29 protein-coding genes are annotated in these 23,454 nt (G+C 67.1%); 17 read left to right on the forward strand and 12 right to left on the reverse strand.

Going from position 1 to position 23,454, the window contains the following annotated elements:
* Positions 1 to 43 precede the first annotated feature (43 nt).
* Positions 44 to 562, forward strand: a complete 519-nt coding sequence (locus GO308_RS06545; RefSeq protein WP_240884699.1) for an RNA pyrophosphohydrolase — start codon at positions 44 to 46, stop codon at positions 560 to 562.
* Here the strand turns inward: GO308_RS06545 and GO308_RS06550 are convergent.
* On the reverse strand, positions 528 to 1,019 hold the full coding sequence (locus GO308_RS06550; RefSeq protein ID WP_240884701.1) for a hypothetical protein: 492 nt from the start codon (positions 1,017 to 1,019) through the stop codon (positions 528 to 530). The two genes, GO308_RS06545 and GO308_RS06550, sit on opposite strands and share 35 nt — an antisense overlap.
* A 147-nt stretch (positions 1,020 to 1,166) precedes the next feature.
* Here GO308_RS06550 and GO308_RS06555 point away from each other — a divergent pair, with 147 nt between their 5' ends.
* The 5 genes from GO308_RS06555 (at position 1,167) to GO308_RS06575 (ending at position 5,902) form a co-directional block, all read left to right on the forward strand.
* The gene (locus GO308_RS06555; protein WP_240884703.1) at positions 1,167 to 2,084 is read left to right on the forward strand and encodes a DUF481 domain-containing protein; all 918 of its coding nucleotides are present in this window, start codon (positions 1,167 to 1,169) and stop codon (positions 2,082 to 2,084) included.
* Positions 2,085 to 2,135: 51 nt separating this feature from the next.
* Positions 2,136 to 3,341, forward strand: coding sequence for a hydrolase (locus tag GO308_RS06560; protein ID WP_240884705.1), 1,206 nt, complete (start codon positions 2,136 to 2,138; stop codon positions 3,339 to 3,341).
* Positions 3,341 to 4,351 (forward strand): arginine N-succinyltransferase, encoded by a 1,011-nt coding sequence (locus GO308_RS06565; protein WP_240884713.1) that lies wholly within the window; start codon positions 3,341 to 3,343, stop codon positions 4,349 to 4,351. Before GO308_RS06560 ends, GO308_RS06565 begins: the two co-directional genes overlap by 1 nt.
* Before the next feature lie 14 nt (positions 4,352 to 4,365).
* Positions 4,366 to 5,622 (forward strand): N-succinylarginine dihydrolase, encoded by a 1,257-nt coding sequence (locus GO308_RS06570; RefSeq protein WP_240884715.1) that lies wholly within the window; start codon positions 4,366 to 4,368, stop codon positions 5,620 to 5,622.
* Positions 5,623 to 5,686: 64 nt separating this feature from the next.
* The gene (locus GO308_RS06575; protein ID WP_066550791.1) at positions 5,687 to 5,902 is read left to right on the forward strand and encodes a hypothetical protein; all 216 of its coding nucleotides are present in this window, start codon (positions 5,687 to 5,689) and stop codon (positions 5,900 to 5,902) included.
* Here GO308_RS06575 and GO308_RS06580 read toward each other — a convergent pair.
* Entirely contained in the window at positions 5,853 to 6,500 is a 648-nt protein-coding gene (locus tag GO308_RS06580; RefSeq protein WP_240884717.1) for a L,D-transpeptidase family protein, read from the reverse strand. The genes GO308_RS06575 and GO308_RS06580 overlap by 50 nt on opposite strands.
* A gap of 145 nt (positions 6,501 to 6,645) precedes the next feature.
* On the opposite strand from GO308_RS06580, the gene GO308_RS06585 reads away from it, so the two are divergent.
* Both GO308_RS06585 and GO308_RS06590 read left to right on the forward strand, forming a co-directional pair.
* Positions 6,646 to 8,724 (forward strand): NAD(+) synthase, encoded by a 2,079-nt coding sequence (locus GO308_RS06585; RefSeq protein WP_240884719.1) that lies wholly within the window; start codon positions 6,646 to 6,648, stop codon positions 8,722 to 8,724.
* A 132-nt stretch (positions 8,725 to 8,856) separates the two neighbouring features.
* A complete protein-coding gene (locus GO308_RS06590; RefSeq protein WP_066479641.1) occupies positions 8,857 to 9,240 on the forward strand; it encodes a hypothetical protein in 384 nt (127 codons plus the stop codon).
* A 6-nt stretch (positions 9,241 to 9,246) separates the two neighbouring features.
* Here GO308_RS06590 and GO308_RS06595 read toward each other — a convergent pair whose 3' ends face one another.
* Positions 9,247 to 10,197 (reverse strand): DUF808 domain-containing protein, encoded by a 951-nt coding sequence (locus GO308_RS06595; RefSeq protein WP_240884721.1) that lies wholly within the window; start codon positions 10,195 to 10,197, stop codon positions 9,247 to 9,249.
* A gap of 46 nt (positions 10,198 to 10,243) precedes the next feature.
* Complete coding sequence (locus GO308_RS06600) at positions 10,244 to 11,758, reverse strand: replicative DNA helicase (RefSeq protein WP_066479643.1); 1,515 nt, start codon at positions 11,756 to 11,758, stop codon at positions 10,244 to 10,246.
* Between the two features lie 140 nt (positions 11,759 to 11,898).
* Here GO308_RS06600 and GO308_RS06605 point away from each other — a divergent pair, with 140 nt between their 5' ends.
* The 5 genes from GO308_RS06605 (at position 11,899) to dcd (ending at position 15,237) form a co-directional block, all read left to right on the forward strand.
* Complete coding sequence (locus GO308_RS06605; RefSeq protein ID WP_066671943.1) at positions 11,899 to 12,381, forward strand: UPF0262 family protein; 483 nt, start codon at positions 11,899 to 11,901, stop codon at positions 12,379 to 12,381.
* 5 nt (positions 12,382 to 12,386) lie between these two features.
* Positions 12,387 to 13,082 (forward strand): GH25 family lysozyme, encoded by a 696-nt coding sequence (locus GO308_RS06610; protein WP_240884722.1) that lies wholly within the window; start codon positions 12,387 to 12,389, stop codon positions 13,080 to 13,082.
* Complete coding sequence (locus GO308_RS06615) at positions 13,079 to 13,534, forward strand: cytidine deaminase (protein ID WP_197417098.1); 456 nt, start codon at positions 13,079 to 13,081, stop codon at positions 13,532 to 13,534. The genes GO308_RS06610 and GO308_RS06615 overlap by 4 nt, the downstream gene beginning before the upstream one ends.
* A 63-nt stretch (positions 13,535 to 13,597) precedes the next feature.
* Entirely contained in the window at positions 13,598 to 14,602 is a 1,005-nt protein-coding gene (locus GO308_RS06620) for a phosphatase PAP2 family protein (protein ID WP_240884724.1), read from the forward strand.
* A gap of 83 nt (positions 14,603 to 14,685) precedes the next feature.
* Positions 14,686 to 15,237: a dCTP deaminase gene (gene dcd / locus GO308_RS06625; protein WP_066479648.1), complete on the forward strand. Its 552-nt coding sequence runs from the start codon at positions 14,686 to 14,688 to the stop codon at positions 15,235 to 15,237.
* A gap of 87 nt (positions 15,238 to 15,324) precedes the next feature.
* Here dcd and GO308_RS06630 read toward each other — a convergent pair whose 3' ends face one another.
* From GO308_RS06630 to GO308_RS06650, 5 genes are all read right to left on the reverse strand, one after another.
* Positions 15,325 to 15,702 carry a tetratricopeptide repeat protein gene (locus tag GO308_RS06630; protein WP_066479650.1) on the reverse strand — a complete coding sequence of 126 codons (378 nt, stop codon included), beginning with the start codon at positions 15,700 to 15,702 and terminating at the stop codon, positions 15,325 to 15,327.
* Positions 15,703 to 16,069: 367 nt separating this feature from the next.
* Positions 16,070 to 16,498 (reverse strand): biopolymer transporter ExbD, encoded by a 429-nt coding sequence (locus GO308_RS06635; protein ID WP_066479652.1) that lies wholly within the window; start codon positions 16,496 to 16,498, stop codon positions 16,070 to 16,072.
* A 27-nt stretch (positions 16,499 to 16,525) separates the two neighbouring features.
* On the reverse strand, positions 16,526 to 16,993 hold the full coding sequence (locus tag GO308_RS06640) for a biopolymer transporter ExbD (RefSeq protein ID WP_066479653.1): 468 nt from the start codon (positions 16,991 to 16,993) through the stop codon (positions 16,526 to 16,528).
* 122 nt (positions 16,994 to 17,115) lie between these two features.
* Positions 17,116 to 17,898 carry a MotA/TolQ/ExbB proton channel family protein gene (locus GO308_RS06645; protein ID WP_066479656.1) on the reverse strand — a complete coding sequence of 261 codons (783 nt, stop codon included), beginning with the start codon at positions 17,896 to 17,898 and terminating at the stop codon, positions 17,116 to 17,118.
* An 81-nt stretch (positions 17,899 to 17,979) separates the two neighbouring features.
* On the reverse strand, positions 17,980 to 18,654 hold the full coding sequence (locus GO308_RS06650; RefSeq protein ID WP_240884725.1) for a TonB family protein: 675 nt from the start codon (positions 18,652 to 18,654) through the stop codon (positions 17,980 to 17,982).
* A gap of 359 nt (positions 18,655 to 19,013) precedes the next feature.
* Between GO308_RS06650 and GO308_RS06655 the strand changes: the two genes are divergently transcribed.
* Entirely contained in the window at positions 19,014 to 19,730 is a 717-nt protein-coding gene (locus GO308_RS06655) for a hypothetical protein (RefSeq protein ID WP_240884727.1), read from the forward strand.
* 17 nt (positions 19,731 to 19,747) lie between these two features.
* Here GO308_RS06655 and GO308_RS06660 read toward each other — a convergent pair whose 3' ends face one another.
* The 3 genes from GO308_RS06660 to GO308_RS06670 all read right to left on the reverse strand — a co-directional run bounded on the left by GO308_RS06660 (position 19,748) and on the right by GO308_RS06670 (position 21,599).
* Positions 19,748 to 20,530, reverse strand: a complete 783-nt coding sequence (locus GO308_RS06660; RefSeq protein WP_240884729.1) for an SDR family oxidoreductase — start codon at positions 20,528 to 20,530, stop codon at positions 19,748 to 19,750.
* Positions 20,527 to 20,898, reverse strand: coding sequence for a dihydroneopterin aldolase (locus GO308_RS06665; protein ID WP_240884731.1), 372 nt, complete (start codon positions 20,896 to 20,898; stop codon positions 20,527 to 20,529). The genes GO308_RS06660 and GO308_RS06665 overlap by 4 nt, the downstream gene beginning before the upstream one ends.
* Before the next feature lie 68 nt (positions 20,899 to 20,966).
* A complete protein-coding gene (locus tag GO308_RS06670) occupies positions 20,967 to 21,599 on the reverse strand; it encodes a glutathione S-transferase N-terminal domain-containing protein (RefSeq protein ID WP_240884732.1) in 633 nt (210 codons plus the stop codon).
* Positions 21,600 to 21,699: 100 nt separating this feature from the next.
* Here GO308_RS06670 and GO308_RS06675 point away from each other — a divergent pair, with 100 nt between their 5' ends.
* The 3 genes from GO308_RS06675 to GO308_RS06685 are packed head-to-tail and all read left to right on the forward strand — an operon-like array spanning position 21,700 to position 23,437.
* On the forward strand, positions 21,700 to 22,236 hold the full coding sequence (locus GO308_RS06675) for an N-acetyltransferase (RefSeq protein WP_240884733.1): 537 nt from the start codon (positions 21,700 to 21,702) through the stop codon (positions 22,234 to 22,236).
* A gap of 41 nt (positions 22,237 to 22,277) precedes the next feature.
* The gene (locus GO308_RS06680) at positions 22,278 to 22,841 is read left to right on the forward strand and encodes a DUF1285 domain-containing protein (RefSeq protein WP_066479666.1); all 564 of its coding nucleotides are present in this window, start codon (positions 22,278 to 22,280) and stop codon (positions 22,839 to 22,841) included.
* A complete protein-coding gene (locus GO308_RS06685; RefSeq protein ID WP_240884737.1) occupies positions 22,838 to 23,437 on the forward strand; it encodes a CoA pyrophosphatase in 600 nt (199 codons plus the stop codon). Before GO308_RS06680 ends, GO308_RS06685 begins: the two co-directional genes overlap by 4 nt.
* Positions 23,438 to 23,454 lie beyond the last annotated feature (17 nt).

The following is a 23,454-nucleotide window of genomic DNA, read 5'->3' on the forward strand; positions in this document are numbered from 1 at the left end:
GAGCCGGGCCCGCCCGCTTCCAACCGTGCCGAAGGACCATCCGGTGAACGACGTCTCCACCCTGCCCTATCGCCCCTGCGCCGGCGTGATGCTGATCAATCGCGACGGCCATGTGTTTGTCGGCCAGCGCATGGATTCGACACTCGAGGCGTGGCAGATGCCGCAGGGCGGGATCGATCCAGGCGAGGACGCGCTGACCGCCGCGATCCGCGAACTGGGCGAGGAAACCGGCGTCGCGCCGCATCTCGTCGAGCTGATCGCGCAGGCCCCCGACGAGCTGTGGTACGACCTGCCCGACGCGCTGATCGGCAAGGTGTGGCAGGGCAAGTGGCGTGGCCAGCGTCAAATGTGGTTCGCCTTTCGCTTCCTGGGCGAGGACCACGACATCGACATCGCAACGGCGCATCAGGAATTTCGCGCCTGGCGCTGGGCCGACCCGCGCGAGCTGCCCGCCATCGTCGTCGACTTCAAGCGCGCGCTCTATGAGGACGTGCTCGCCGCGTTCGCGCCGTGGGTCAGCGCGGGCCCTACGGATCGGGGTGCGCCCGGACAAGCTGGATGACCTGAAGCATTGCAATCAGCGACCGGGCACGGGCTTCGTTGACATGCGCGATTACGACCGCCAGTCCGGCCCCAGCCATGCCTCCGCCGATCGCCGACGGATATTGTTCGAAAATCCGCGCCAGCCACGCGGGCGACATTTGGGCGGCGAGTGCAAAGACGGTCAGCGGAACGGTCACATAGGCAAGCAGCAGCAGCCGCGCGAAATAGGTCTGGCGGTCCTGGTTGATCTGCGCCAGCGCCAGCAGCGATGCCACCTCGGCATCGCTGCGCGATGCTACGATCGCCAGAACGCGCGCAAAGCCGCGATTTCGCATCAAGCCCGAAATCGAGTCGAACGGCGTGCGGCTGGCAAAGCTCGCCGCGCCGACCTGAGGCACCAACAAGCGCCATGCCGGAAGGCAGGCAAGCAAGGCACGCCAGTGCGACAGCAGGACGCGCTCGTGCATCTCGATCATGCGATACCGGCCCCTGTTCCACCCAGGCCCTCCTTAGAAGTCCGTGCCGGCGGGTCCAGTCGTTCAACTCTCGCGAGCGCCGGAACGCGCGCGGATTGCGGGTGGATTGCTTTGATCTTGCCCTATTCCGCGCTTAGGTTAGCGCGCGTGCGCCCGACCCTCCCCTTGCTCGCCGCCGCTCTGACTTCGTTCGCGATCGCCGACGCGAGCGCACAGGGGCGCCAGGATGCCCCGCTGTCGCCCGACCTTACGCGGATGCTCGAAGCTGCGTTGGCCAGCGGCAACGAGGCGGAAGTCGAGGTGATCGCCAAATATGCGCGCACGATCAGCCCGGAAAGCACCGATGCGATCAACGCGCTTGCCAATCGGTGGAAGGAGGAACGCCGCGAGGAAGCCGTCCAGCGCATCCGCGACGCGACGTTCTGGGAACTGGTTGAGGGGCGGATCGAGCTGGGCGGGTTTCAGACCACCGGCAACACCGACAATATCGGCGCGCACGCGATCCTGGACGTGAAGCGCGAAGGGCTGGTGTGGCGGCACAAGCTGCGCGGCATGATCGAATATCAGGAAAGCAACGGCGTGCCGACACGCGAACATTACCTGTTCGCCTATGAACCCAACTACAAGATCAGCGACCGCCTCTACGCTTATGGCGCCGCACAGTTCGAAAGCGACCGGTTCTTCGGCTATTCCTCGCGCTATTCGACTTCGCTGGGGGTTGGCTACAACGCGATCCGGCGGCCCCGGCTGACGCTGGATCTCGAGCTTGGCCCGGCCTATCGCGCGACCGACTTCACCAATTCGCCCGACGAGAACAACGTCGCCGCGCGCGGTTCGCTCGACCTGATGTGGAAGGCGACGGCAGGTCTGACGCTGACGCAGAACGCATCGGCCTATCTGCAAAGCGCCAACAGCACGGTATCGAGCGTGAGCGCGATCAACGCGCGGCTGATCGGGCCGCTGTCGGGGCGCTTTTCCTATACGGTGCAATATGAAAGCGACCCGCCCGCCGGCCGGCAGACAACAGACACGACCAGCCGGGCGTCGCTCGTCTATCAGTTCTGAGCACGCCGAGCCGGGTTCCGTTGCGTCGCCGAACCGGCTAGGGGACGCGGCATGAGCGGATTGAGCGCGATCGAGCGCGACCTTGTCGACCATGTCCGCGCCGCACCGATGCTGGCGCGGACCGAACGCTGGGTGGCGATCAACAGCGGCACGCGCAACCTGGCGGGGGTCGCGGCGATGGGCGCGACACTCGCCGACGCATTCGCCGCACTGCCCGGCGACGTCGCGCTCGTCGCACCCGACGCCGTCGACAGCGTGAGCACGGAGGGCGAGGTGCGCGCGATCGGCCATGGCCACCACCTGCACCTGACCGTCCGCCCCGATGCGCCGGTGCAACTGCTGTTCACCGGCCACATGGATACCGTGTTCGGCGCGGATCACCCGTTTCAGCAGGCGCGGTGGCTGGATGACGGGACGCTCAACGCGCCGGGAGCCGCCGACATGAAGGGCGGGCTGGCGCTGATGCTCGCCGCGCTCGAGGCAGTGGAGGCGAGCCCGGTCGCCGATCGCTTCGGCTATGAGGTCGTCATCAATTCGGACGAGGAAACCGGGTCGCTGTCGTCCGCCGGCCTGATTGCGCGCGCGGCGGCTGGAAAGCGCGCGGCGCTGACCTACGAGCCCGCGCTGCCCGACGGGACGCTGGCGGGCGCGCGGGGCGGCACCGGCAATTTCTCGATCGTCGTGCGCGGGCGCAGCGCCCATGCGGGGCGCAACCCCGACGATGGCCGCAATGCGATCGTCGCGGCGGCGGCGCTGGCGGTGCGGCTGGCGGCGGGGAAGGATGACGGCCTGTCGGTCAATCCGGCGCGCATCGACGGCGGCGGACCGAACAACGTCGTCCCCGACCTAGCGATCCTGCGCGTCAATTTCCGCCCGCGCAGCGTCGACGCGATCGCGCGTGCCGACACGCTGCTCGACGAAGCGATCGCCGCGGTTACCGCGGCGCATGACGTGGCGATCGCGCGCCACGGCAGCTTCAACCGCCCGCCCAAGCCGATCGATCCCGGCGCGGAGCGGCTGTTCGCGCTCGTCGCCGCGGCCGGGTCGGATCTGAGCATCCCGGTCAGCTGGCGCGCGACCGGCGGCGTGTGCGACGGCAACAATATCGCGGCGTGCGGCGTGCCGGTCATCGACACGATGGGCGCGCGCGGCGGTGCCATCCATTCCGCCGACGAGTTTCTGATCCCCGACAGCCTGCCCGAGCGCGCGGCGTTGAGCGCGGTGACGATCCACCGGCTGGTCACACAGGGGCTTTGATGACATTCGTGATCCGCGCTGCCACCGACGGCGACCTCAAGCATCTTTATGAAATGGCCAAGCTGACCGGCGGCGGCTTCACCAACCTGCCGCCCGACCGCCCGTCGCTGGAGGCGAAGCTGGCGCGCAGCCACGCGGCCTTTGCACGCGACGAAGGCAGCCTGGCCGACGAGTTGTTCGTCATGGTGCTGGAAAACGCCGCGACCGGCGAAGTGCGCGGGACCTGCCAGATCTTCAGTCAGGTGGGTCAGCGCTGGCCGTTCTACAGCTATCGACTGGGCACCGTCACCAAGCATAGCGAGGCGCTCAATCGCACGTTCCGCGCCGAATTGCTGTCGCTGGTCAACGATCTGGAGGGGGCGAGCGAGGTCGGCGGGCTGTTCCTGCACCCCGGCGAGCGTGCCGGCGGGCTGGGGCTGTTGCTGGCGCGCAGCCGCTACCTGTTCATCGCCGCGCATCGCGAACGTTTCGCCGACCGCATCCTGGCCGAGCTGCGCGGCGTGATCGACGAAGCGGGCGGGTCACCCTTCTGGGACGGCGTGGCGGGCCGCTTCTTCGGCATGAGTTTCCAGGAAGCCGACCAGTTCAATGCGATCCACGGCAACCAGTTCATCGCCGACCTGATGCCCAAGCACCCGGTCTATACCGCGATGCTGCCCGAAACCGCGCGCCAGGTGATCGGCCGCCCGCACCCCAGCGGCCGCGCCGCGATGCGGATGCTGGAGAATGAGGGCTTCGCGTTCGAGAATTATGTCGACATCTTTGACGGCGGGCCGACGATGATCGCGCGCACCGATCAGGTGCAGAGCATTCGTTCGGCGCGCCAGTCGGCGGTCACCGGGCTGAGCGATGCCGGCGAACCGGCGCTGATCGCGACCGGAAGGCTGGGCAGCTTCCGCGCGACCCAGGGCTGCGTCCAGCCGCAGCATGACGGCGTGCTGATCGACGAGCGCAGCGCGGAATTGCTGGGCATCGCGACCGGCGACGTCATCCACCACGTCGCGCGCTGAAACAGGGGACCCTCATGCTGCGGGAAATCAATTTCGACGGGCTGATCGGCCCCAGCCACAATTATGCCGGGTTGAGCCCGGGGAATCTGGCGGCGACCCGCAACTCCGGCAATATTTCCGCGCCACGCGCCGCCGCGCTGCAGGGGATCGAGAAGATGCGCGCCAATCTGCGCCTGGGGCTGGCGCAGGGCATCTTCTATCCACTCGCACGCCCCGACCACGCATGGCTGGCGTCGCTGGGCACGCGCTACGCCGACGCGCCGCGGCATTTGCAGGCCCAGGCCCTGTCGGCATCCGCGATGTGGGCCGCCAATGCCGCGACCGTGTCGCCCGCCCCCGACACCGCCGACGGCAAGTGCCATTTGAGCGTCGCCAATCTGGTGACGATGAAGCATCGCAGCCATGAATGGCCGGGCACGCTCGCGCAGCTGCGCGTGGCGTTTGCGGATCCAGCGTTCGTCGTCCACGCCCCCGTCCCGCCGCCGTTCGGCGACGAGGGCGCGGCCAACCATATGCGGCTGACTCGCACGCATGACGCGGCGGGGCTGGAGGTGTTCGTCTATGGCGTGGCGGGTGGCCCCTTCCCCGCCCGCCAGTCGCGCGATGCCAGCGAGGCGATCGCGCGGCGCCACGGGCTGTCGCCCGAACGCTGCCTGTTCGTCGAACAGTCGACGATCGCGATCGCGGCGGGCGCATTCCACAACGACGTGGTGGCGGTCGCCAACGGTCCGGTGCTGTTCACGCACGAATTCGCCTTTGCCGACCGGCTGGGCACCCATGCCGAGCTGCGCGCGCGCATGCCCGAGGTCGAGATCGTCGAGGTGCCGGCCGCTCGGGTCAGCCTGGCCGACGCGATCAGCTCCTATCTGTTCAATGCCCAGCTGGTGACGCTGCCCGGCGATGGCGGGATGGCGCTGATCCTGCCGACCGAGGCACGCGACACGCCGGCCGTCTGGGACTGGTTGCAGGAGCATGTCGCGGGCAACGGCCCGATCCGGCGGCTGGAGGTCGTCGACGTTCGCCAGTCGATGGCGAATGGCGGCGGGCCCGCCTGTCTGCGCCTGCGCGTCGTCGCCGATCCAGAGCGGGTCGATCCGCGCTTCATCGTCGATGAGGCACGGCTCGATCGCATCGCCGAGATCGTCGCCGCGCGCTGGCCCGAAGAAATCGCGCCCGACCAGATCGCCGATCCTGAGCTGATCCTGCAGATCGAATCGGCGCGTCATGCCCTGCTCAGCGCCATGGAGTTGTCGGAACTTTTGACAGATTGAACTGGGCGCTCGACGACGACTCGCGGATTGCCGCGAGTGGTCCGGGGCTTGCTTTACTAACGGCATGTTTACCAAGTTCGCGCGTCTGTTCGTCATCAAGACCAAGTTCGAGGCCTTTGCCGTGATTTACGGCCTGAGCCTGGGGGCGACGGAGCGCGGCGTGCATTACCTCCAGCAATACCCAGGCTTCGGCGGCTGGATGCTGTTCGCACTGTGCCCGGTGGCGGTGTTCATGGCCGGCGCGCGGATCCTCCATTCACTCGAAAGCGAGGAAGGCTGACCGAGGCAAGGCTCTCGTCGGCGAGCAGGTCGGGCGCGACGTTCAGCATCGGTGCGGCCAGCTGGGGCCGGAACGCCGGATAGGGCACCGCGCGGCCGAGCACCGCGACTTCGGCACCCAATCCGGTCAGCGCAAACAGCTCGCGCGCGAAATCCGTGGGCAGGCGAATGCAGCCGTGCGACGCAGGATAGCCCGGCAGATCACCGCCATGAAGCGCGATGCCGTCCCAGGTTAGCCGCTGCATGAACGGCATCGGCGCGTCGCTGTAGAGGTTGGAACGGTGGAAAGGCCGTTTCTGCAGAATGGTGAACTCACCGACCGGGGTCGGCTTGGCGCGGGTGCCCGACGAGATGGTCGACGCGCCGATCAGCGCCCGGCCGCGATAGACGAACAATTGCTGCATCGGCAGGCTGACCACGATCCGCACCGGCTGGCGCGGGTCACCACGGTCGGCTGACCAGAAGGACTGTCCGGGGCGCATCGATATCGCCGCGCGTTCGACGTCCAACCCGGAGACTTGCCGGGCATCCGCCACCGTAGCTGTCGCCAATGTCAGCGCAGCACCAAGGCCCGCCGCAATCGTCCTGAGATGGGTCAACGCACCCTCCTGTCGCCTGCACGAATAGCGGAATGCACCGGGGCGCGGAACCGTTTCAACGCATTGCGTTCAAGATCGGTACCGCGGTCGATCAGGTGCCGCAGGGTGTGGCGTTGCGCGGCGGAACGGCTTAAGCCTGCGGCGCATGACCGGTCCCGCCCCCGCCGCCGCTCCGCACCGCTTCTACGCCGGCCAGGCGCAGGGGCTGATCCGCGTCGCTGCCTGCACCCCACTCAGCCGGGTCGCGGACCCAGCATATAATGCGCGCACCGCGATCGATCTCGCGCGGCAGGGGCACGACGCCCATGCCGACCTGCTGGTCTATCCCGAGCTCAACCTGACCGGCTATGCGCTCGACGACCTTCACCTGCAGGACGCGATCATCGCAGCCAGCGAACACGCGCTGGCCGAGGTCATCGCCGCCAGCCGCGACCTGGCCCCGGTGCTGCTGCTTGGCGCGGCGCTGCGGCGCAACGGGCGACTTTACAACTGCGCGGTCGCGGTTTCGCGCGGGCGCGTGCTGGGGGTCGTCCCCAAAACCTACCTGCCCAATTACCGTGAATATTACGAGAAGCGGTATTTCGCGTCGGGAATGGGGCTCGTCGGCCTGGATATCGAAGTGGCGGGCCAGCGGGCACCATTCGGCACCGATCTGATCTTTGCCGCCGGGGACCTCGACGACTTCGTGTTTCACGCCGAGATCTGCGAGGATTACTGGGCACCGCTGCCGCCCTCGACCGAGGGGGCGCTGGCCGGCGCGCTCATCCTGTGCAACCTGTCGGCGTCCAACATCCTGATCGGCAAGGCGCGCGAGCGCGCGCTGCTGTGCGCCGCGCAATCGGCACGGACGATGTCCGCCTATGTCTATTCGGCGTCGGGACCCGGCGAAAGCACCACCGATCTCGCCTGGGACGGCCAGGGGATGGTGCACGAACTGGGCGAACAGATCGCCTCGTCCGAGCGGTTCGATGTCGCGTGCGAGTTGCTGCTCGCCGATGTCGATGTCGAGCGCCTGAGGCTGGAGCGGATGCGGACGGGCACGTTCAACGACTGCGCCGCCGCCAGGGGTCATCCGGAACAGCGATTTCGGCGCATCACCTTCGATCACCGGCCGGAGTTCGCCGATCGCGGCGTAATCCGGGCGATCGCGCGCTTTCCGTTCGTTCCCGACGATCCGGTGACGCTCGACGCCGACAGCTATGAGGCGTTCAACGTCCAGGTGGAGGGATTGCGCCAGCGCGTCGTCGCAAGCGGCGTCAAGCGGCTGGTGATCGGCATTTCGGGCGGGCTGGATTCGACTCATGCGCTGATCGTCGCGGCCAAGGCGTTCGACCGGCTGAACCGGCCGCGCACCGACATTCTGGGCTTCACCATGCCGGGATTCGCGACGGGCGAGGCGACCCGCGCCAATGCGTGGGCGCTGATGAGCGCACTGGGGATCACGGGCGCCGAAATCGACATCCGCCCCGCCGCGCGCCAGATGCTCGGCGATCTGGGCCACCCCTTTGCCGCCGGCGAGCCGGTGCATGACGTGACGTTCGAAAATGTCCAGGCGGGGCTGCGCACCGATTATCTGTTCCGCATCGCCAATCAGCGCGAAGGGCTGGTGGTCGGCACCGGCGACCTGTCCGAGCTGGCGCTGGGCTGGTGCACCTATGGCGTCGGCGACCAGATGAGCCATTACGCGGTGAATTGCGGCGTGCCCAAGACGCTGATCCAGTTCCTGATCCGGTGGTGTATCCGGACCGGCCAGTTCGACGCCGACACCGATCGCGTGCTCGACGCGATCCTGGCGACCGAGATTTCGCCCGAACTGGTGCCCGCAGGCGCGGATGGCGTGATCCAGCGGACCGAGGCGCTGATCGGCCCCTTCCCGCTCAACGACTTCTTCCTTCACCATGTCGTGCGCCAGGGGCTCAAGCCGTCGAAGATCGCGTTCCTCGCCTGGCATGCCTGGCGCGATGCGGCGGCGGGCGAATGGCCGCCCGATTATCCCGATGCCCGCCGGATCGGCCATGATCTGGGCGAAATCGCGATGTGGCTCGAACGGTTCCTCAAACGCTTTTTTCAGACGAGCCAGTTCAAGCGTTCGGCAATGCCCAACGGTCCCAAGGTTTCGGCCGGCGGGGGGCTGAGCCCGCGTGGCGACTGGCGCGCGCCGTCGGACAGCGTGGCGACCACGTGGCTGGACGAGCTGCGCGCGGGTCTACCGCCACGCGACTGACGAATTCGTGCGATGCGGCGCCGGCGGTACCACAACATCGCAAGTGTCGCGCCTTTCAAGCAGTTACGCGACACCGGCAAAACCGGCGGGGTGGTATAGCGGGTCAGCTTATCACATCGAGTCGGAGGCGCAGTGACCAGGGCCGACGACGATATTATCCGCCAGACGCTCGCGGCCTTGCTGGAGCATCCCGACCATAGCGGCTGGGCGGTCCTGATGGGTGACGATTGCCATCTGCGCATCGGCAACCGTGCCCCCGCCGTGGAGAAGATCGCTTCGCTGCGCCAGTTGATGCGTCTGTTCGACGCGCTCGAATCGGTGGGCGGGAGTTTCCTCGACTATTGGTCGTGCGCCGACACGCTACTGGTCGAAACCGAGTTCACGTTCCACGCCGAACATGGCGGGCTCGGCACCATTCCGTGCGCGATCATCGTCCGCCACACGTCAGGGCTGATCCGCGACATCCGCATCATGCTCGACCCCGAGCCGATCCGGCACCGCCTGCCCTTCGGCTGACCGCGCTCAGGCGACCTGCGCCTCGCCATGTCCGTCGCGGTGAAAGCGCGACACGACCAGGACGACGATTGCACCCACCGCCAGCCCGACGATCGCCGAGCCGATCGCCGTGACCAGCCATTCGAGGATCCCGCCGATCGCCGGCACGGCATGGCCGACCGCCACCGCCGCGTCGTGTACGATGTGCTCGATCGTCGCAAAGCCGAATGCCGCCAGCCCGTGGATGATGATGCCGCCGCCGACCCACACCATCGCGGCGGTACCGATCAGGCTGAGCGCGCGGAGCAGCGCCGGCATCCCGCGCACCAGCCCGCGGCCCAGCATCTGCGCGGTACCGCCCGGGCGCTTGGCCAGATAGAGGCCGAAATCGTCCATCTTCACGATCAGCGCAACGACGCCGTAGACCGCGATCGTGATGCCGATTCCGACCAGCGCGAGCACCGCCGCCTGGGTCCCGATGCTGCGGCCGGTCAGGTCGGCGAGCGCGATCGCCATGATCTCCGCCGACAGGATGAAGTCGGTTCGGATGGCCCCGCCGACCTGGCGCGCTTCGAGCGCCTTGGGATCGGTGATCTCGATCACTTCATCGGCATGATGCGCACCCGACAGCTTCTCCCAGACCTTTTCCGCCCCTTCAAAACACAGATAGGTCCCGCCGAGCATCAGGATCGGGGTGATCAGCCACGGTGCCAGCGCGCTGAGCGCCAGCGCGACGGGCAGGATGAATAGCAGCTTGTTGCGCAGCGACCCCACCGCGATCTTCGCGATGATCGGCACTTCGCGATCGGGCGACAGGCCGACGACATAACTGGGCGTGACCGCCGCGTCGTCGATGACGACCCCCGCCGATTTGGTGCCCGCACGCCCCGCCGCCGCCGCAACGTCGTCGAGCGAGGACGCCGCGATCTTGGTCAGCGCGGCGACATCGTCAAGCAGTGCGATCAAACCACCCGGCATTGCTGTATTCCCCTTTTCGGCCGGCGCTCAACGCACGAGGGCGAAATCAGTCGCCTATGCCCCCCGCGAAACCGTCGCCGACATAATCGCTGAACCGCGTGATCTGAGGCTCGAACTTCAGCGTCACCTTGCCCGTCGCACCATGGCGCTGCTTGGCGATGATCAGCTCGGCCAGGCCGAAGACGCGCTCCATATCCTGCGCCCATTGCGCGTGATCCTCGAAGATTCGCGCATCGTCGCCCTCGCGCGGCCGCTTCGGCTCCTTGGCGGCGACGTAATAATCCTCGCGATAGACGAACAGCACGATGTCGGCGTCCTGTTCGATCGAACCGGACTCGCGCAGGTCGGAAAGCTGCGGCCGCTTGTCCTCGCGCTGCTCCACCGCGCGGCTGAGCTGCGACAGCGCGATCACCGGCACGTTCAGATCCTTGGCCAGCGTCTTCAACCCGCGCGAGATTTCAGAGATTTCCTGGACGCGATTGTCGCCCGAATTGCGCCCGCTGCCCTGCAGCAGCTGGAGATAGTCGACGACGACCAGCCCCAGCTCGAAATTGAGCCGCGATTGCAGGCGGCGGACGCGCGTGTGCAGCCCGCTGATCGTCAGCCCGGCAGTATCGTCGATATAGAGCGGCAATTGCTCGAGATCCGCGGCCGCGTCGGCCAGGCGCGTGAACTCGGCCTTGCTGATCTTGCCCATGCGCAGCGCTTCGGAACTGATCCCCGATTGTTCGGCAAGGATACGGGTCGCGAGCTGGTCCGCCGACATTTCGAGGCTGAAAAAGGCGACTTTAGCACCGGGCGAGCGATCCTTGCCGATGCCCAGCTTCTGGTCGTCCATCCACCGGCGCGCGGCGTTGAAGGCGATGTTGGTTGCCAGCGACGTCTTGCCCATGCCCGGACGTCCGGCCAGGATGATGAGGTCGGAGCGCTGCATCCCGCCGGTGCGCGCATTGACGCTTTCCAGCCCGGTGGTGATCCCCGACAAATTGCCGCCCGAATTGAGCGCGCGGTCGGCCATCTTGACCGCCAGCTTGGTCGCCTCGGCAAAGCTCTTGACGGTGTTCGCCGACCCGGCGTCGCCGGCGACCGAGAACAGCGCTTCTTCGGCTTCCTTGATCTGCGCGGCGGGATCGACCGCCTCGCTGGTGTCCATCGCCTTTTCGACCAGACCGCGCCCGACGGTAATCAGCGCCCGCAACATGGCGAGATCGCGAATCTGCCGCGCGAACTGGCGCGCGCCGATCAGCGCCGCGCCGCTGCCGGTCAGCTGGGCGAGATAGGCCGGGCCGCCCAATTGCGCCATGCCGGCATCGTCGACAAACAACGGGCGCAACGTCACCGGGGTCGCCAGCATGTCCGACTGGCGCAGCCGCGCAATCTTCTCGAAAATCCGGCCGTGCACGGGTTCAAAGAAATGGTCGGGCTCCAGCTCCTCGATCATGTCGTCGGCCAGGCGGTTGTCGATCATCATCGCGCCGAGCAGCGCGGCCTCCGCCTCGACATTCTGGGGCAGGCGAACGGGATCGCCGCCGGGGGTCGAAGGGGAATCGTCACGCGCCATCCCCCCTCTCTTTCAGACGGGGCGACGCACCTCAAGCGCCGTGGTGCAAGATTGCGGTTGGTAAAGCTGTGGACAGGCGATCGGCGCGCCGAATTGGCCCGTTGATTTGGCGCGGCGAAACCGCCATCGCTGACGATGTCATGTCCGACCCGCGCATCATCGACATCTCGCTGGATGAACGCACCATCCTGTGGCGCAACGCGGACATCGAACAGGAGCGCAGGATCGCGATCTTCGACCTGCTCGAGGGCAATTATTTCAAGCCGGCGCGCGCGCATGAGGACGGCTATGCCGGGCCCTATCGCATCCACCTGCATGTCGAGGAAGGGCGGCTGGCCATCGACATCATGCGCGACAATGGCGCGCATCTGGAGACGCTGGTGCTGGGGCTGGCCCGGTTTCGCCGGCCGATCCGTGATTACTTCGCGATTTGCGACAGTTATTACAAGGCGATCCGCCAGGCGACGCCGATGCAGATCGAGACCGTCGACATGGCCAGGCGCGCGATCCACAACGAAGCCGCCGAATTGCTGCGCGAGCGGCTGGATGGCAAGATCGCGATCGATTTCGATACCGCGCGCCGGTTGTTCACGCTGATCTGCGTCCTCCACATCCGCGGCTGACGGGCGTGACGGGCGGCCCATCCTATCGCGGCCAGGTCGCGATCGTCGTCGCGCTCGTGGTGGCGGCGGCGCTGCTGGTCGCGGGCGCGCGCGCGCTGGCGGCGGGATGGGCACCGGACCGGAGCGATTTCGCGCTGCAGGGCATGACGATCGACGAGACCGACGGTCCTGTCGACTGGCCGATTGCCGCGGCACAGGGCGTCGATTTCGTCTATCTCAGGGCGACCGCGGGCATTGCGACCCGCGATCGGCGCTTCGCCGCGCACTGGGCGGCGCTGGCCCACGGCAATGTGCGGCGCGGTGCCGTACATGTCCTGTCGCTGTGCGAACCCGCGGGCGCGCAGGCCGCGCTGTACCTGCGCATGGTGCCGCGAACCGAAGATGCGTTGCCGGGCGTGCTCGCAATCGACGAGGTCCCCGACTGCGCGCGCGCGATGACCCCGGCAGCCGCTGCAAATCATGTCCGCCGCTTCCTGGCGATCGCCGAGCGGCACATGCAGCTGCCGATGCTGATCCGCATCGCACCCGCGGTCGAGGCGCGCTTCGCGCTGAGCCGTGCCGTCGACCGTCCGTTATGGGCCGCGCGCAACTGGTTCGCGCCCGATTACCTCGCGCGGCCGTGGCGATTGTGGCAGGCAAGCGACATGCGCCGGATCGACGGCGTCGCGGGACCGGTCAGATGGAGTGTGGTGGCCCCATGAACGTGATTTCGGACCACCCGGTCGCCGACCGCCTGATCGCCGCCGCACGCGAGGCGGCAACGCGCGCGCATGCGCCCTATTCGGGTTTCGCGGTCGGCGCGGCGCTGCTTCTGACCGACGGATCGATCATCCGCGCCGCGAATTTCGAGAATGCGAGCTACGGCCTGTCGCTATGTGCCGAAACCGTCGCCTGCGCCACGGCGAACAGCCAGGGGCGGCTGACCGACATCGTCGCGGTCGGCATTGTCGGCGGCATGATGCGGACCGATGAAGCGGGCGACACGCCCGTAAGGCCGTGCGGGCGATGTCGTCAGGTGCTGAACGAGGCGGCACAGATGGGGCATCGCGAGCTGGATATTTACTGCTCCGGGCTGTCGGGGGGCCAGATCGAGCATCACCGACTGTCCGACCTGCTGCCCTATGCCTTCGGTCCCGCCAGCCTGGGCATGTAGCGGTCGCCTGACGCGCGGGCGTCGTAGAGCCGGCCTTAACCCGTAACCGCTAGAGCCTAGGCCATGTCGACGATGGCCCCGGCCAATTCCGCCCATGCCGATCCGCACACGCGCGCGGTGCCCGCACCGCCCGTACCGGTCCGCGGCTATCACGCGACGATCGCGGTCGTGCTGGTTGCCCTGCCGATCGCCGTGCTGCTGTGTGTTCGTGTCGGTGCGAGTGTTACCGTACTGCCTTTACTGTCGATGGCCGGCCTGCTCGCCATCTTGTGGGGCGCGCATCGGCACCATCGCGCGCGCGGCGATACGCAGCGGCTGGGTGAAGCGCTGGGCGCGCTGGCCCTGCTGATCGCATCCGGCGCGGCGGCCGGTGCGATCAGCCAGCTTGGCCTCGCGCTCCACCGGCCCCTGATCGACCCGTGGCTGGCGACCATCGATCGCGCGACCGGCTTTGCGAGCACCGCGGTGACGGCGGACCTGGCGGCGTCGCCGGTGCGCATCGCGCTGCTCGGTGCCGCTTATCTCAGCTCCTTTCCGCTGATCTTCCTGAGCGCCGTCGTGCTTGCGCTGCGCGGGTCCCGCGAGGCGCTGTGGGGACTGATCTTCAGCTTCGCGGCGGCGATCGTACTTTGTGCAGGGTGCGCGGCGCTGTTCCCCGCGATCGGTGCCTTTCCTCATCTCGGGCTCGCCCCCGATGTCGCCGCGCGCCTGCCGGCAGGGGCCGGTGTCTATCATCTGCCCGCCTTCGATCATTTTCGCGGCGGCGGACCGATCACGCTCGACATGCTCAAGCTCCAGGGCGTCGTGACCTTTCCCTCGTTCCACACCGCGCTCGCGTGGATGACTGCGTTCGCGTGGCGCCAGACACGGCCGATCTTCATGCTCATGCTGGCGTGGAACGCGCTGGTCATCGTCTCCACCATCCCGATCGGCGGGCATTACGGCATCGACCTGATCGCAGGGACGCTGTTGTGGGCGGCGATCCATTGGTGGGTGTCAACGCGAACGGGAAGCGCGTCGCCCGAAAGCCAGGCGGGACCGATCGCGACCACCCCGACGCGGGCCTAGTCCGATCTGCCACGCACGCCCGCTCTTGCCCAACCCGGCGATTCCCGCGAAAGCCGTGCGCACGAGCAAGGGGCGACGTTAAGATGATCATGTCCGACCGGTGGATTCGCGAACAGGCGCAGGCGCACGGCATGATCGAGCCGTTCGTCGAGGCCCAGCGGCGCGAGGGCTGCATCAGCTATGGTCTGTCCTCCTACGGCTATGACGCACGGGTCGCCGACGAGTTCAAGATCTTCACCAATGTCGACAGCGCCATCGTCGATCCCAAGAACTTTGCCGCGAACAGCTTCGTCGATCGCCAGACCGATGTCTGCGTGATCCCGCCCAACAGCTTCGCGCTGGCGCGCACCGTCGAATATTTCCGGGTGCCGCGCGACGTGCTGGTGATCTGCCTCGGCAAGTCGACCTATGCGCGCTGTGGCATCATCGTCAACGTAACCCCGCTCGAACCCGAATGGGAGGGGCATGTGACGCTGGAGTTTTCGAACACCACCCCACTGCCCGCGCGGATTTATGCCAACGAAGGCGCGTGCCAGTTCCTGTTCCTCAAGGGGGATCAGAGCTGCGAGACGAGCTATGCCGACCGTGCCGGCAAATATATGGGGCAGCGTGGTGTCACCCTGCCCCGGCTTTAGGTTTGCGAAGGGTAATGCCGGATGCCCTTGCGACACCCGGTCGTACGCCCGGCTTGGCGTGAGATACCACGCCGGGCTGTCTGACGGTCAGCGTGCGCCGAGCGCGGTGGCACTCACTGCAGGCTTCAGTCGCGACATGCCGGTGGCGGCGATCTGGTGCGCCATGACCACGCGGTCGCCGGCGAGCCGCATTTCGACATCTTCGCCTGCCAGCACGCGCGCATAGAGCTGCGCCGCCTTTTCCGGACGGTTGGTCCGCGCCATGACGGCGGCAAGGTTGATCAGGACTTCGGGCTTGTCAGGATAAATCCGCGCTTCGGCCATCAGCCGCTTTTCCGCCGTGTCATAATCACCGCGCGCGATCAGCGACTGGGCATAGGGATCGGCGCGTTCCTGCGCATACGCTGGTGCGGTGGAGACCGCAGCCAGCGCCGCGACAAGGTGGAGGGTAACAACGTGCTTCATGATTGGGCTCCTGTCCTAATGTTACGTTTCGGTGTCTTTGTTGTGACACTTATATGACGACAGGACAAGCCAGTATTTTAGGCAAATTTGTTCCGAAAGACTGTTTTTCCACGACCGCCCGGCGCGTGGCACAGCGATACGCGGCAACGAATATGACAAAATGGCGACATTTTTGCCGCGACGCGGTTGTAAACATGCAGCGAACCGCGAGGGTCGGACCCGGTGACAGCCGCCACAGGCCAAGTCGCAAGGGTCGCAACGCATACAAGGTCGCGCTCACCCGTGCGAGCACGGTCGACGACGGCGGACGAAACAAAAAAGGGCGGCCCCGCGGGACCGCCCTTTTGTCGTGATATGGTTTCCAGGGTCAGAAATCGGAGCGATACTGCTCGTTGCCGACAAAACCCAGCTTGGTCACATTCGCGCGCTTGATGATCGCCAGCACCTGGTCGACCTTTTCATACCGCGCGGCCGCGTCGGGCTGCAGGTGCAACTCGGGCTCCGGGCTCATCGCCGTCGTCTGGTCGAGATACTGGGCGAGCGTCACTTCGTCGACCGGCGCGCCATTCCACAGGATGTTCCCGTTGGCATCGATCAGCACCTTGTTCTTCTGGCTGTCGATGATGTCCTTCTGCTGGTTCGGGTCCGGCTGCGGCAGATCGATCTTCACCGCGTGCGTCTGCACGGGGATGGTGATGATGAACATGATCAGCAACACCAGCATCACGTCGATCAGCGGCGTGGTGTTCATTTCCATCATCGGCTCGCCGTCGTCGCGGCCTGCGCTCATTGCCATGTCAAACTACTCCTTCACGCGACGAAATCAGCTGCCGAGCTTTTGCGGCTCGGAAATGAACCCGACCTTGGGAAAACCGGCCTGCTGCATCGTATAGATGGCGCCGCCGATGCACCGATAGGGGGTGTTCACGTCGCCACGGATATGCACTTCGGGAAGCTCGAGGCCGGCTGCGTTGGGTCCGCCCTGACGCGCGACCTCGTCCTCCAGCTTCTTGACCGCGCGCGTCAGCAGCTCCTCGCTCGTCAGTCGGCTCGTCAGCCAATAGACCTCGCAGCCGTCCGCGCCACCCTTCACCGACAGCAGCACGTTCTCGGGCTTGGTGACAGTCACTTCGTACTCCACCTTGGGCAGGTCCAGCTTCACCGTCTCGAGCACCACCGGCACCGCGATCAGGAAGATGATGAGGAGCACCAGCATCACGTCGACGAGCGGCGTGGTATTGATGTCCGACAGGGGGGCATCGTCGCCACCACCGCCTGTGCTGATTGCCATTCTTCAGTTCCTACACAATGTCGCGAGACATGCCCGGCGATCCGCAGGGGATAACAAGGGCATGTCCCATTTTTCCGCGCAACAGCAAGAACGGCGCGCCCGGATGTGCGCGCCGCTTCACGTCACGCCGCAGTGGTCTTGACGCCACCGGCCTGACCGGCGGTCGTCTTCGGGGCCGGCGGGGTCGGACCCTTCTTGGTCGCGGCGACCGGACGGACCGCGCCGTTCGACGCCAGATAGCCGAGCACATCGTTCGAGAAGGCGCTGAGCTCTTCCGCGATCGCCTTGTTGCGGCGCTGCAGCCAGTTGAAGGCAAGCACCGCAGGCACCGCGACGACCAGACCGAGCGCGGTCATGATCAGCGCCTCACCCACCGGACCGGCGGTCGCGTCGATCGACGCCTGGCCCGACGAACCGATCTTGATCAGCGCGCGATAGATGCCGACCACGGTCCCGAACAGGCCGATGAACGGCGCGGTCGCGCCGACGGTCGCCAGGAAGGCAAGACCGGCGGTGAGCTGCGAATTGATCGCCGCTTCCGAACGCGCCAGCGAGCCGTGCAGCCAGTCATGCGCCTCGACCGGATCGGTCAGCAGCTTGTGCTGCTCCTGAGCGGCGATGCCGTCGTCGACGATCTGGCGATAGGCGCTGTTCTGCTCGAGCTTCGTCGCGCCCTCACGCAGGCTGTTCGACGACCAGAAGGTCGCGCGGACCCGCTTGGCCTGGTTCATGATCTTCTGCTGTTCGAACAGCTTGGTCATCATGATGTAGAGCGAAACGAAGAGGAACAGCACCAGAATCGTGAAGGTACCCTGGGCGATCAGCCCGCCTTCGCGCAGCGCAGCGGACAGCCCGTACGGATTTTCACCGGCCGGAGCGCCAGCGGCAAGAATGGTGGTCAGCATGTTCAATGGTTTCCCTTGATCAACGGTTTTTAAGTTTCAGCATGGTGGATCGCGCGCGCCACGACGGCGCCGCGGCCCCGACTATTGAGGAATTTTCCAGACGATCCGGCGCGACGACGACGACCGGATCGGATTGCCGTTCTGATCCTTCGCGGGCGTGTAGCGCCCGCGGCGGGTCAGCGCGGCGCACGCCGCACGATCCAGCGCCTGCGATCCGCTCGACGCGGTGACGCGGCAATTCTCGATCCGGCCCTGTTCGTTAATGTCCCAGCTGACCGCGGTCGTCCCTTCCTCGCCGGCGCTGAGCGAACGCGACGGATAATCGTCGGTCGTCACCCACTCGGCGGGATTTCCCTTCGGACCCGCAGCCTTGCTGACCACCGGCGCGGGGGGCGCGACGGGAGCGGCAGGAACCGGCGGCGCGGTCGTGGGAATCGGCGCATAATTGGCGGGCGGCGTCGTCACGGACTGGATCACGACCGGCGGCGGCGTGTTCGAACGCACGATCGGCGGCGGCGTCACGACCGGCGGCGGCTGGGTCACCGGCTGATCCGGCGGCGGCGGCGGTGGCGGCACTTCCTCCGGCGGCGGCGGCGGTTCGATGATATCGAACGCCTCCAGATCCGCCTGGGCCTTCTTAACATATTTATAGGCCAGGCCGGTTATAAACGCGTAGCCCAGCACAGCCATGATGATGGTGACCGTAACGATCGCCACCAAACGGCTGCTTCCAGTGTTCCGGTCAGCATAGGCCATTCCGCAACCAAACTCCCTAAATCCCGACATGGACACGGCGACGGCCCTTCATCGAAGGCACCGACAACACCGCACACACCGATGCCGCGCACGACATGATGTCTGCCAAACCTGTATCCCGCCGTCCGGGATGACGCAAACGCTTTGTCAGGCGCAACAAATGTATAAGCCGCAGGGCTGGTTTTTGTTGCTATATGACGCCCGATTTTCCGCGTAATGGAACCGTCATGTCCCGATTTACCTCCATAACCGCTTTATTTGCCTTGATTTTGCCGGGTTTGCCGGCCGGTGCACAGACCCGATCCGGGCCGCCCGCGGCCGTTATCGAAGCACCCGACTATCATCGCGTCGCCGGCCTGGTGTTTCGCGCCCCGCTGGTGATCGACGCGACGGTGCGGTCAACCGCCCGAATCACGGGGCCGGAGGCTGCTGGCGTTCCTGCAGGGCATGCGCGATTCTATGTCAACGCCGACGTCGGCGCGCTGATTCGCGGGAGCAGCGCCCTGCCGCCGCGGATCGGTTTCCTGATCGACGTTCCGCTCGACGCGCGCGGTCGCGCGCCCAAGCTCGCCAAGCGTCGCCTGATCCTGTTCGCCCGTTCCGTTTCGGGACGCGCCGACCAGGTCCAGTTGATCGACCCGTCGGCGACGCTCGACTGGACCGCGCCTGCCGACGCGCGGGTCCGCGCCGTGGTGACCGCGGCACTCAGCCCCGATGCGCCGCCCGCGATCTCTTCGCCGGGCAACGCCTTTCATGTCCCCGGGACGCTGCCGGGCGAAGGTGAGACGCAGGTGTTCCTGAACACCGCCGACGGCACCCCCGTATCGCTGCTCGTCCTGCGCCGTCCGGGCCAGGCGCGCAGCTGGTCGGTGGCGCTCGGCGACATCGTCGGCGAAGCCGCGCCGCCCCCGCCGCGCGACAGCCTGCTCGGCTACCGGCTGGCGTGCGAGCTGCCCGCGCAATTGCCCGAATCGAGCCTCGCCAACACCGAACCCGGCACCGCGGACGCCGCGCGCGAAGATTACGACTTCGTGCGCCGCCAGGTCGGCGCCTGTGGCGACCCGCTGCGCCGCTGACGTCGCCCCCCCGGCGCTCAGTCGCGGGCGAGGTTGACGAAATCTCGCTCGAAGCCGGTCATCGCCGCGCCGCCGTCGACGAACAGCGTCTGTCCGGTCACTGCGGGCGCGGTCGCCAGATAATGGACCGCCTCCGCGATATCGGCAGGGTTGGGTAGACGGCGCAGCGGCATCATCGACGCCAGTCTTTCCATCTGGACCGCGTCATAATCTGCGGTCGGCAGCGTCAGCCCCGGCGCGACGCCGTTCACGCGCACCCCCGGTGCAAGCGCCACCGCGAGCGTGCGCGTCGCCGCCGCCAGCGCCTGTTTCGACAGCGTGTAGGCGATCTGGTCGTGATTGGGATGGTCGATGCGCTGGTCGAGCAGGTTGACGACGGCGCGCCCGCCCGCCGCGTCGGCATTGTCGTCTGCCTGGGCCGCCAGCCGAACCGCCAGGCGGAAGGGCGCAGCCGCATTCACCGCGAAATAGTCGATCAGCGCCGCCATGTCGGGCAGCCCAGCCTCGTTCGCGTCGAAACGCGACGCGTTGTTGACGAGCAGACGTACCGGACGCCCAAACGCCGCCGCCGCATCGTCGATCAACCCGTCGACCTGTGCCGCGATGCTCAGGTCGGCACGGAGCAATCGGTACGCCGCGCCGGCACGATCGAGCCGCGCAATCAGTTCGGGATCGGGATCGAGGCGGTGGCCACCGTGCAGCGCGAGGTCATAGCCCCCCTCCCCCAGTCGCGCGGCGATCGCCGCGCCGACGCGGCGGCACCCGCCGGTCACCAGCGCGATCGGGCGCCGCCCGGTCACCGGCGATGCCGCTCGAGGGTGATGCCGATCGATTCGCCGGCTTCGGCGATCGCGAGCTTGATGATCTTTACCTCGACCCGGCGCACGCGATCATCCTGGACGAACAAGGTTTCGGCGATGTGATCCGCCACCCCTTCGATCAATGTGAAGTGGACGCCCGGCGGCAAGGCGGTCGATGCCGCGTGCTTGAGGTCGAGATAGTTCTTGGACGCCGACAAGGGTGTGTCGGGCGCGTAATGTTCGGCGCAGTCGAGGTCGACGGTGATCGAGATGCGCAGCGGCTGGGGAAGGTGCGTTTCCTCCGAATAGATGCCGGTCAGCACATTGACGTCGAAATCGAGGACATGAAGCTGGAGGCGATCGGACAAGGAGGCGGTTCCCGAAACAATTTCGTCCCGCCCCTTAATCCTCGCCTCCCGCCACGCAAAGCCGGAAATCAGGCGGCCGCAGACGGTCGGGCGCTGACGGCTGCGTGCCAGCGGCGCAGGTGGGTGGCATCCTCCGGCGTGTCGAGCTTGCACCGCGCGGCGAAGTCGACGGTGATCAGCGCGGTGATGTCGGCAAAGCTGAAGCGGTCGCCGGCCACCCATTCGCTCGCCCCCAGCCGCTGGTCGAGCGTGGCGACGAAGGCCCGCCACATCAACGTGCCGCGCGCGGCGAGTTCGGGGATCTGCGGCGCGGCCGGGGCGGCGCCGACCAGCGCGCGATCCTTGAACGCGGGCGCGGTGTTGCGCAGGACATGGACGACCGCGGCATAGCCGTCCTGCTCGATCCGGCGCGTCCAGCTCTCAATCCGGGCGATCTCCACCGCCGTCGTGCCGAACAGCGGGGGATCGGGATGCAGCGCCTCGAAATAGCGGCAGATCGCGGAGGATTCGCAAATGACCTCGCCATCGTCGAGTTCGAGCGCGGGGACCGCGCCGCGCGGATTGACCGCCAGATAATCGGCGCCGAGATGTTCCGCGGCGCGCAGGTCGATGTTGACGCGCGGCACCTCGATCCCCTTTTCGGCCAGGTAAATGCGGACCCGGCGCGGGCTGGGTGCCCAGGGCGAATCATAAAGCTTCATGGCGATGGCGTTCCTCCCCGCATGCGCGATGCTTTGCCGCGCACCGATTCGACGCTAAGGCGCGCCGCCCGCTGCGTCCACCGGGCAGACGGAACCGTTGATGATTCGCTTTGTCCCGCTGACCTCGGTCGCCCCCGACGACGTCGATGCGCTGCTCGACGCGGCGTTCGGCACGGACCGGATACAACGCACCGCCTATCGCGTGCGCGCCGGGACCGCCGCAATTGCCGCGTTGAGCGAGGCTGTCGTCGACGCAGAGGGCAGCTTGATCGCCAGCATCCAGTGCTGGCCGGTGCAGATCAGGTGCGATTCGGGGGAGACCGTCCCGATGGTGATGGTCGGCCCGGTTGCGGTCGCGCCCGACCTCCAGCGCGGCGGCATCGGGCGCAGATTGATGGAGCGGCTGCTCGAGCGCGTCGAGCGCAGGCCACGCCCGGAGTTCCAGCGGCTGATGCTGGTCGGCGACCCCGAATATTATGGCCGGTTCTTCGGCTTCACCGCCGATCGGACCGGCGCGTGGCGGCTGCCCGGCCCGGTCGAGCGGCACCGGCTGCTGGCGCGCGGCGCGGACGTACCCGACTGCGCCGGCATCGTCGAAGCGCGGCTGACGGCGCTGGTCGATCCGCCGGGCGTGTGAGGGCTTTGCGCGCCGCGCCGTTCGTGCGTATCCACGCAGCCATGCCGATGCCGCCGCCGCCCGACCTGTCGAGCCTTTCGCTTCCCGATATCGCGCGCCTGGTCGAAGCGCGCCGCCTGCCCCCCGTCGCGCAATGGGACCCGCCCCATTGCGGCGACAGCGAGATGCGGATCGCGCGCGACGGCACCTGGTATCATCAGGGGTCGCCGATCGGGCGGCCGGCGATGGTCCGCCTGTTCTCCACCCTGTTGCGGCGCGAGGCGGACGGCGGTTTCGTCCTCGTCACGCCGGTCGAAAAGCTCGACATCGCGGTCGAGGACGCGCCGTTCGTCGCCGTCGCGGTGAAGGCGGCGGGCACGGGCAGCGCGGCGCGGCTCGCCTTTCAGCTCAATACCGGCGATCTGGTCACCGCGGGGGCCGCCCATCCGATCCGCATCGCGGAGTCGGCCGAAGGGCCACGCCCTTATCTGAGGGTGCGCGACGCACTCGACGCGCTGATCGCCCGACCGGTATTCTACGAACTGGCCGAAACGGCGATAACCAACGGATCGGAACCGCCCGGGCTGTGGAGCGACGGCGCATTCTTTCCGTTTGCCGCGGCATGACGTTGGCCGAGCGCCTGCGCCGCGCGCTGGATGAAATGTCGGACGCCGCCGCGCCGATCCCCGGCGACACCTTCGACCCTGCCGATCCAGCGCCCGGTGACGGCCTGCCCGCGGCGGTGCTCGTCGCGATCACCGACCGCGCCGCACCCGGCCTGATCCTGACCGAACGGACGCAAGGCCTGCGCACCCATGCCGGACAGGTCGCCTTTCCCGGCGGCCGGATCGATGCGTCGGATGCGGATGCGGTCGCCGCGGCGCTGCGCGAGGCGCAGGAGGAGATTGCGCTCGACCCGGCACATGTGACGGTCGTGGGCGTCGGCGATCGCTATCGCACCGTCACCGGCTTTGACGTGACCCCGGTGATCGGGGTCATCCCGCCCGATATCGCGTTGCAGGCGGCGCCGCAGGAGGTCCACGACATTTTCGAGGCGCCGCTCGCCTTCGTGCTCGATCCCGGCAACCAGGTGCGGCGCGCGCGCGAATGGCAGGGACGGATGCGTCATTATTACGAGATCGAATGGAACGGTCGCCGCATCTGGGGCGCGACCGCCGCGATGCTGATCAATCTCGGCCGGCGGCTGGACTGGCCGCGTTGAGCACGTCTGACGTCACG

It is taken from the genome of Sphingomonas sp. SFZ2018-12 (assembly GCF_022496715.1).
In the GTDB taxonomy this organism is placed as follows: Bacteria; Pseudomonadota; Alphaproteobacteria; order Sphingomonadales; family Sphingomonadaceae; genus Sphingomonas.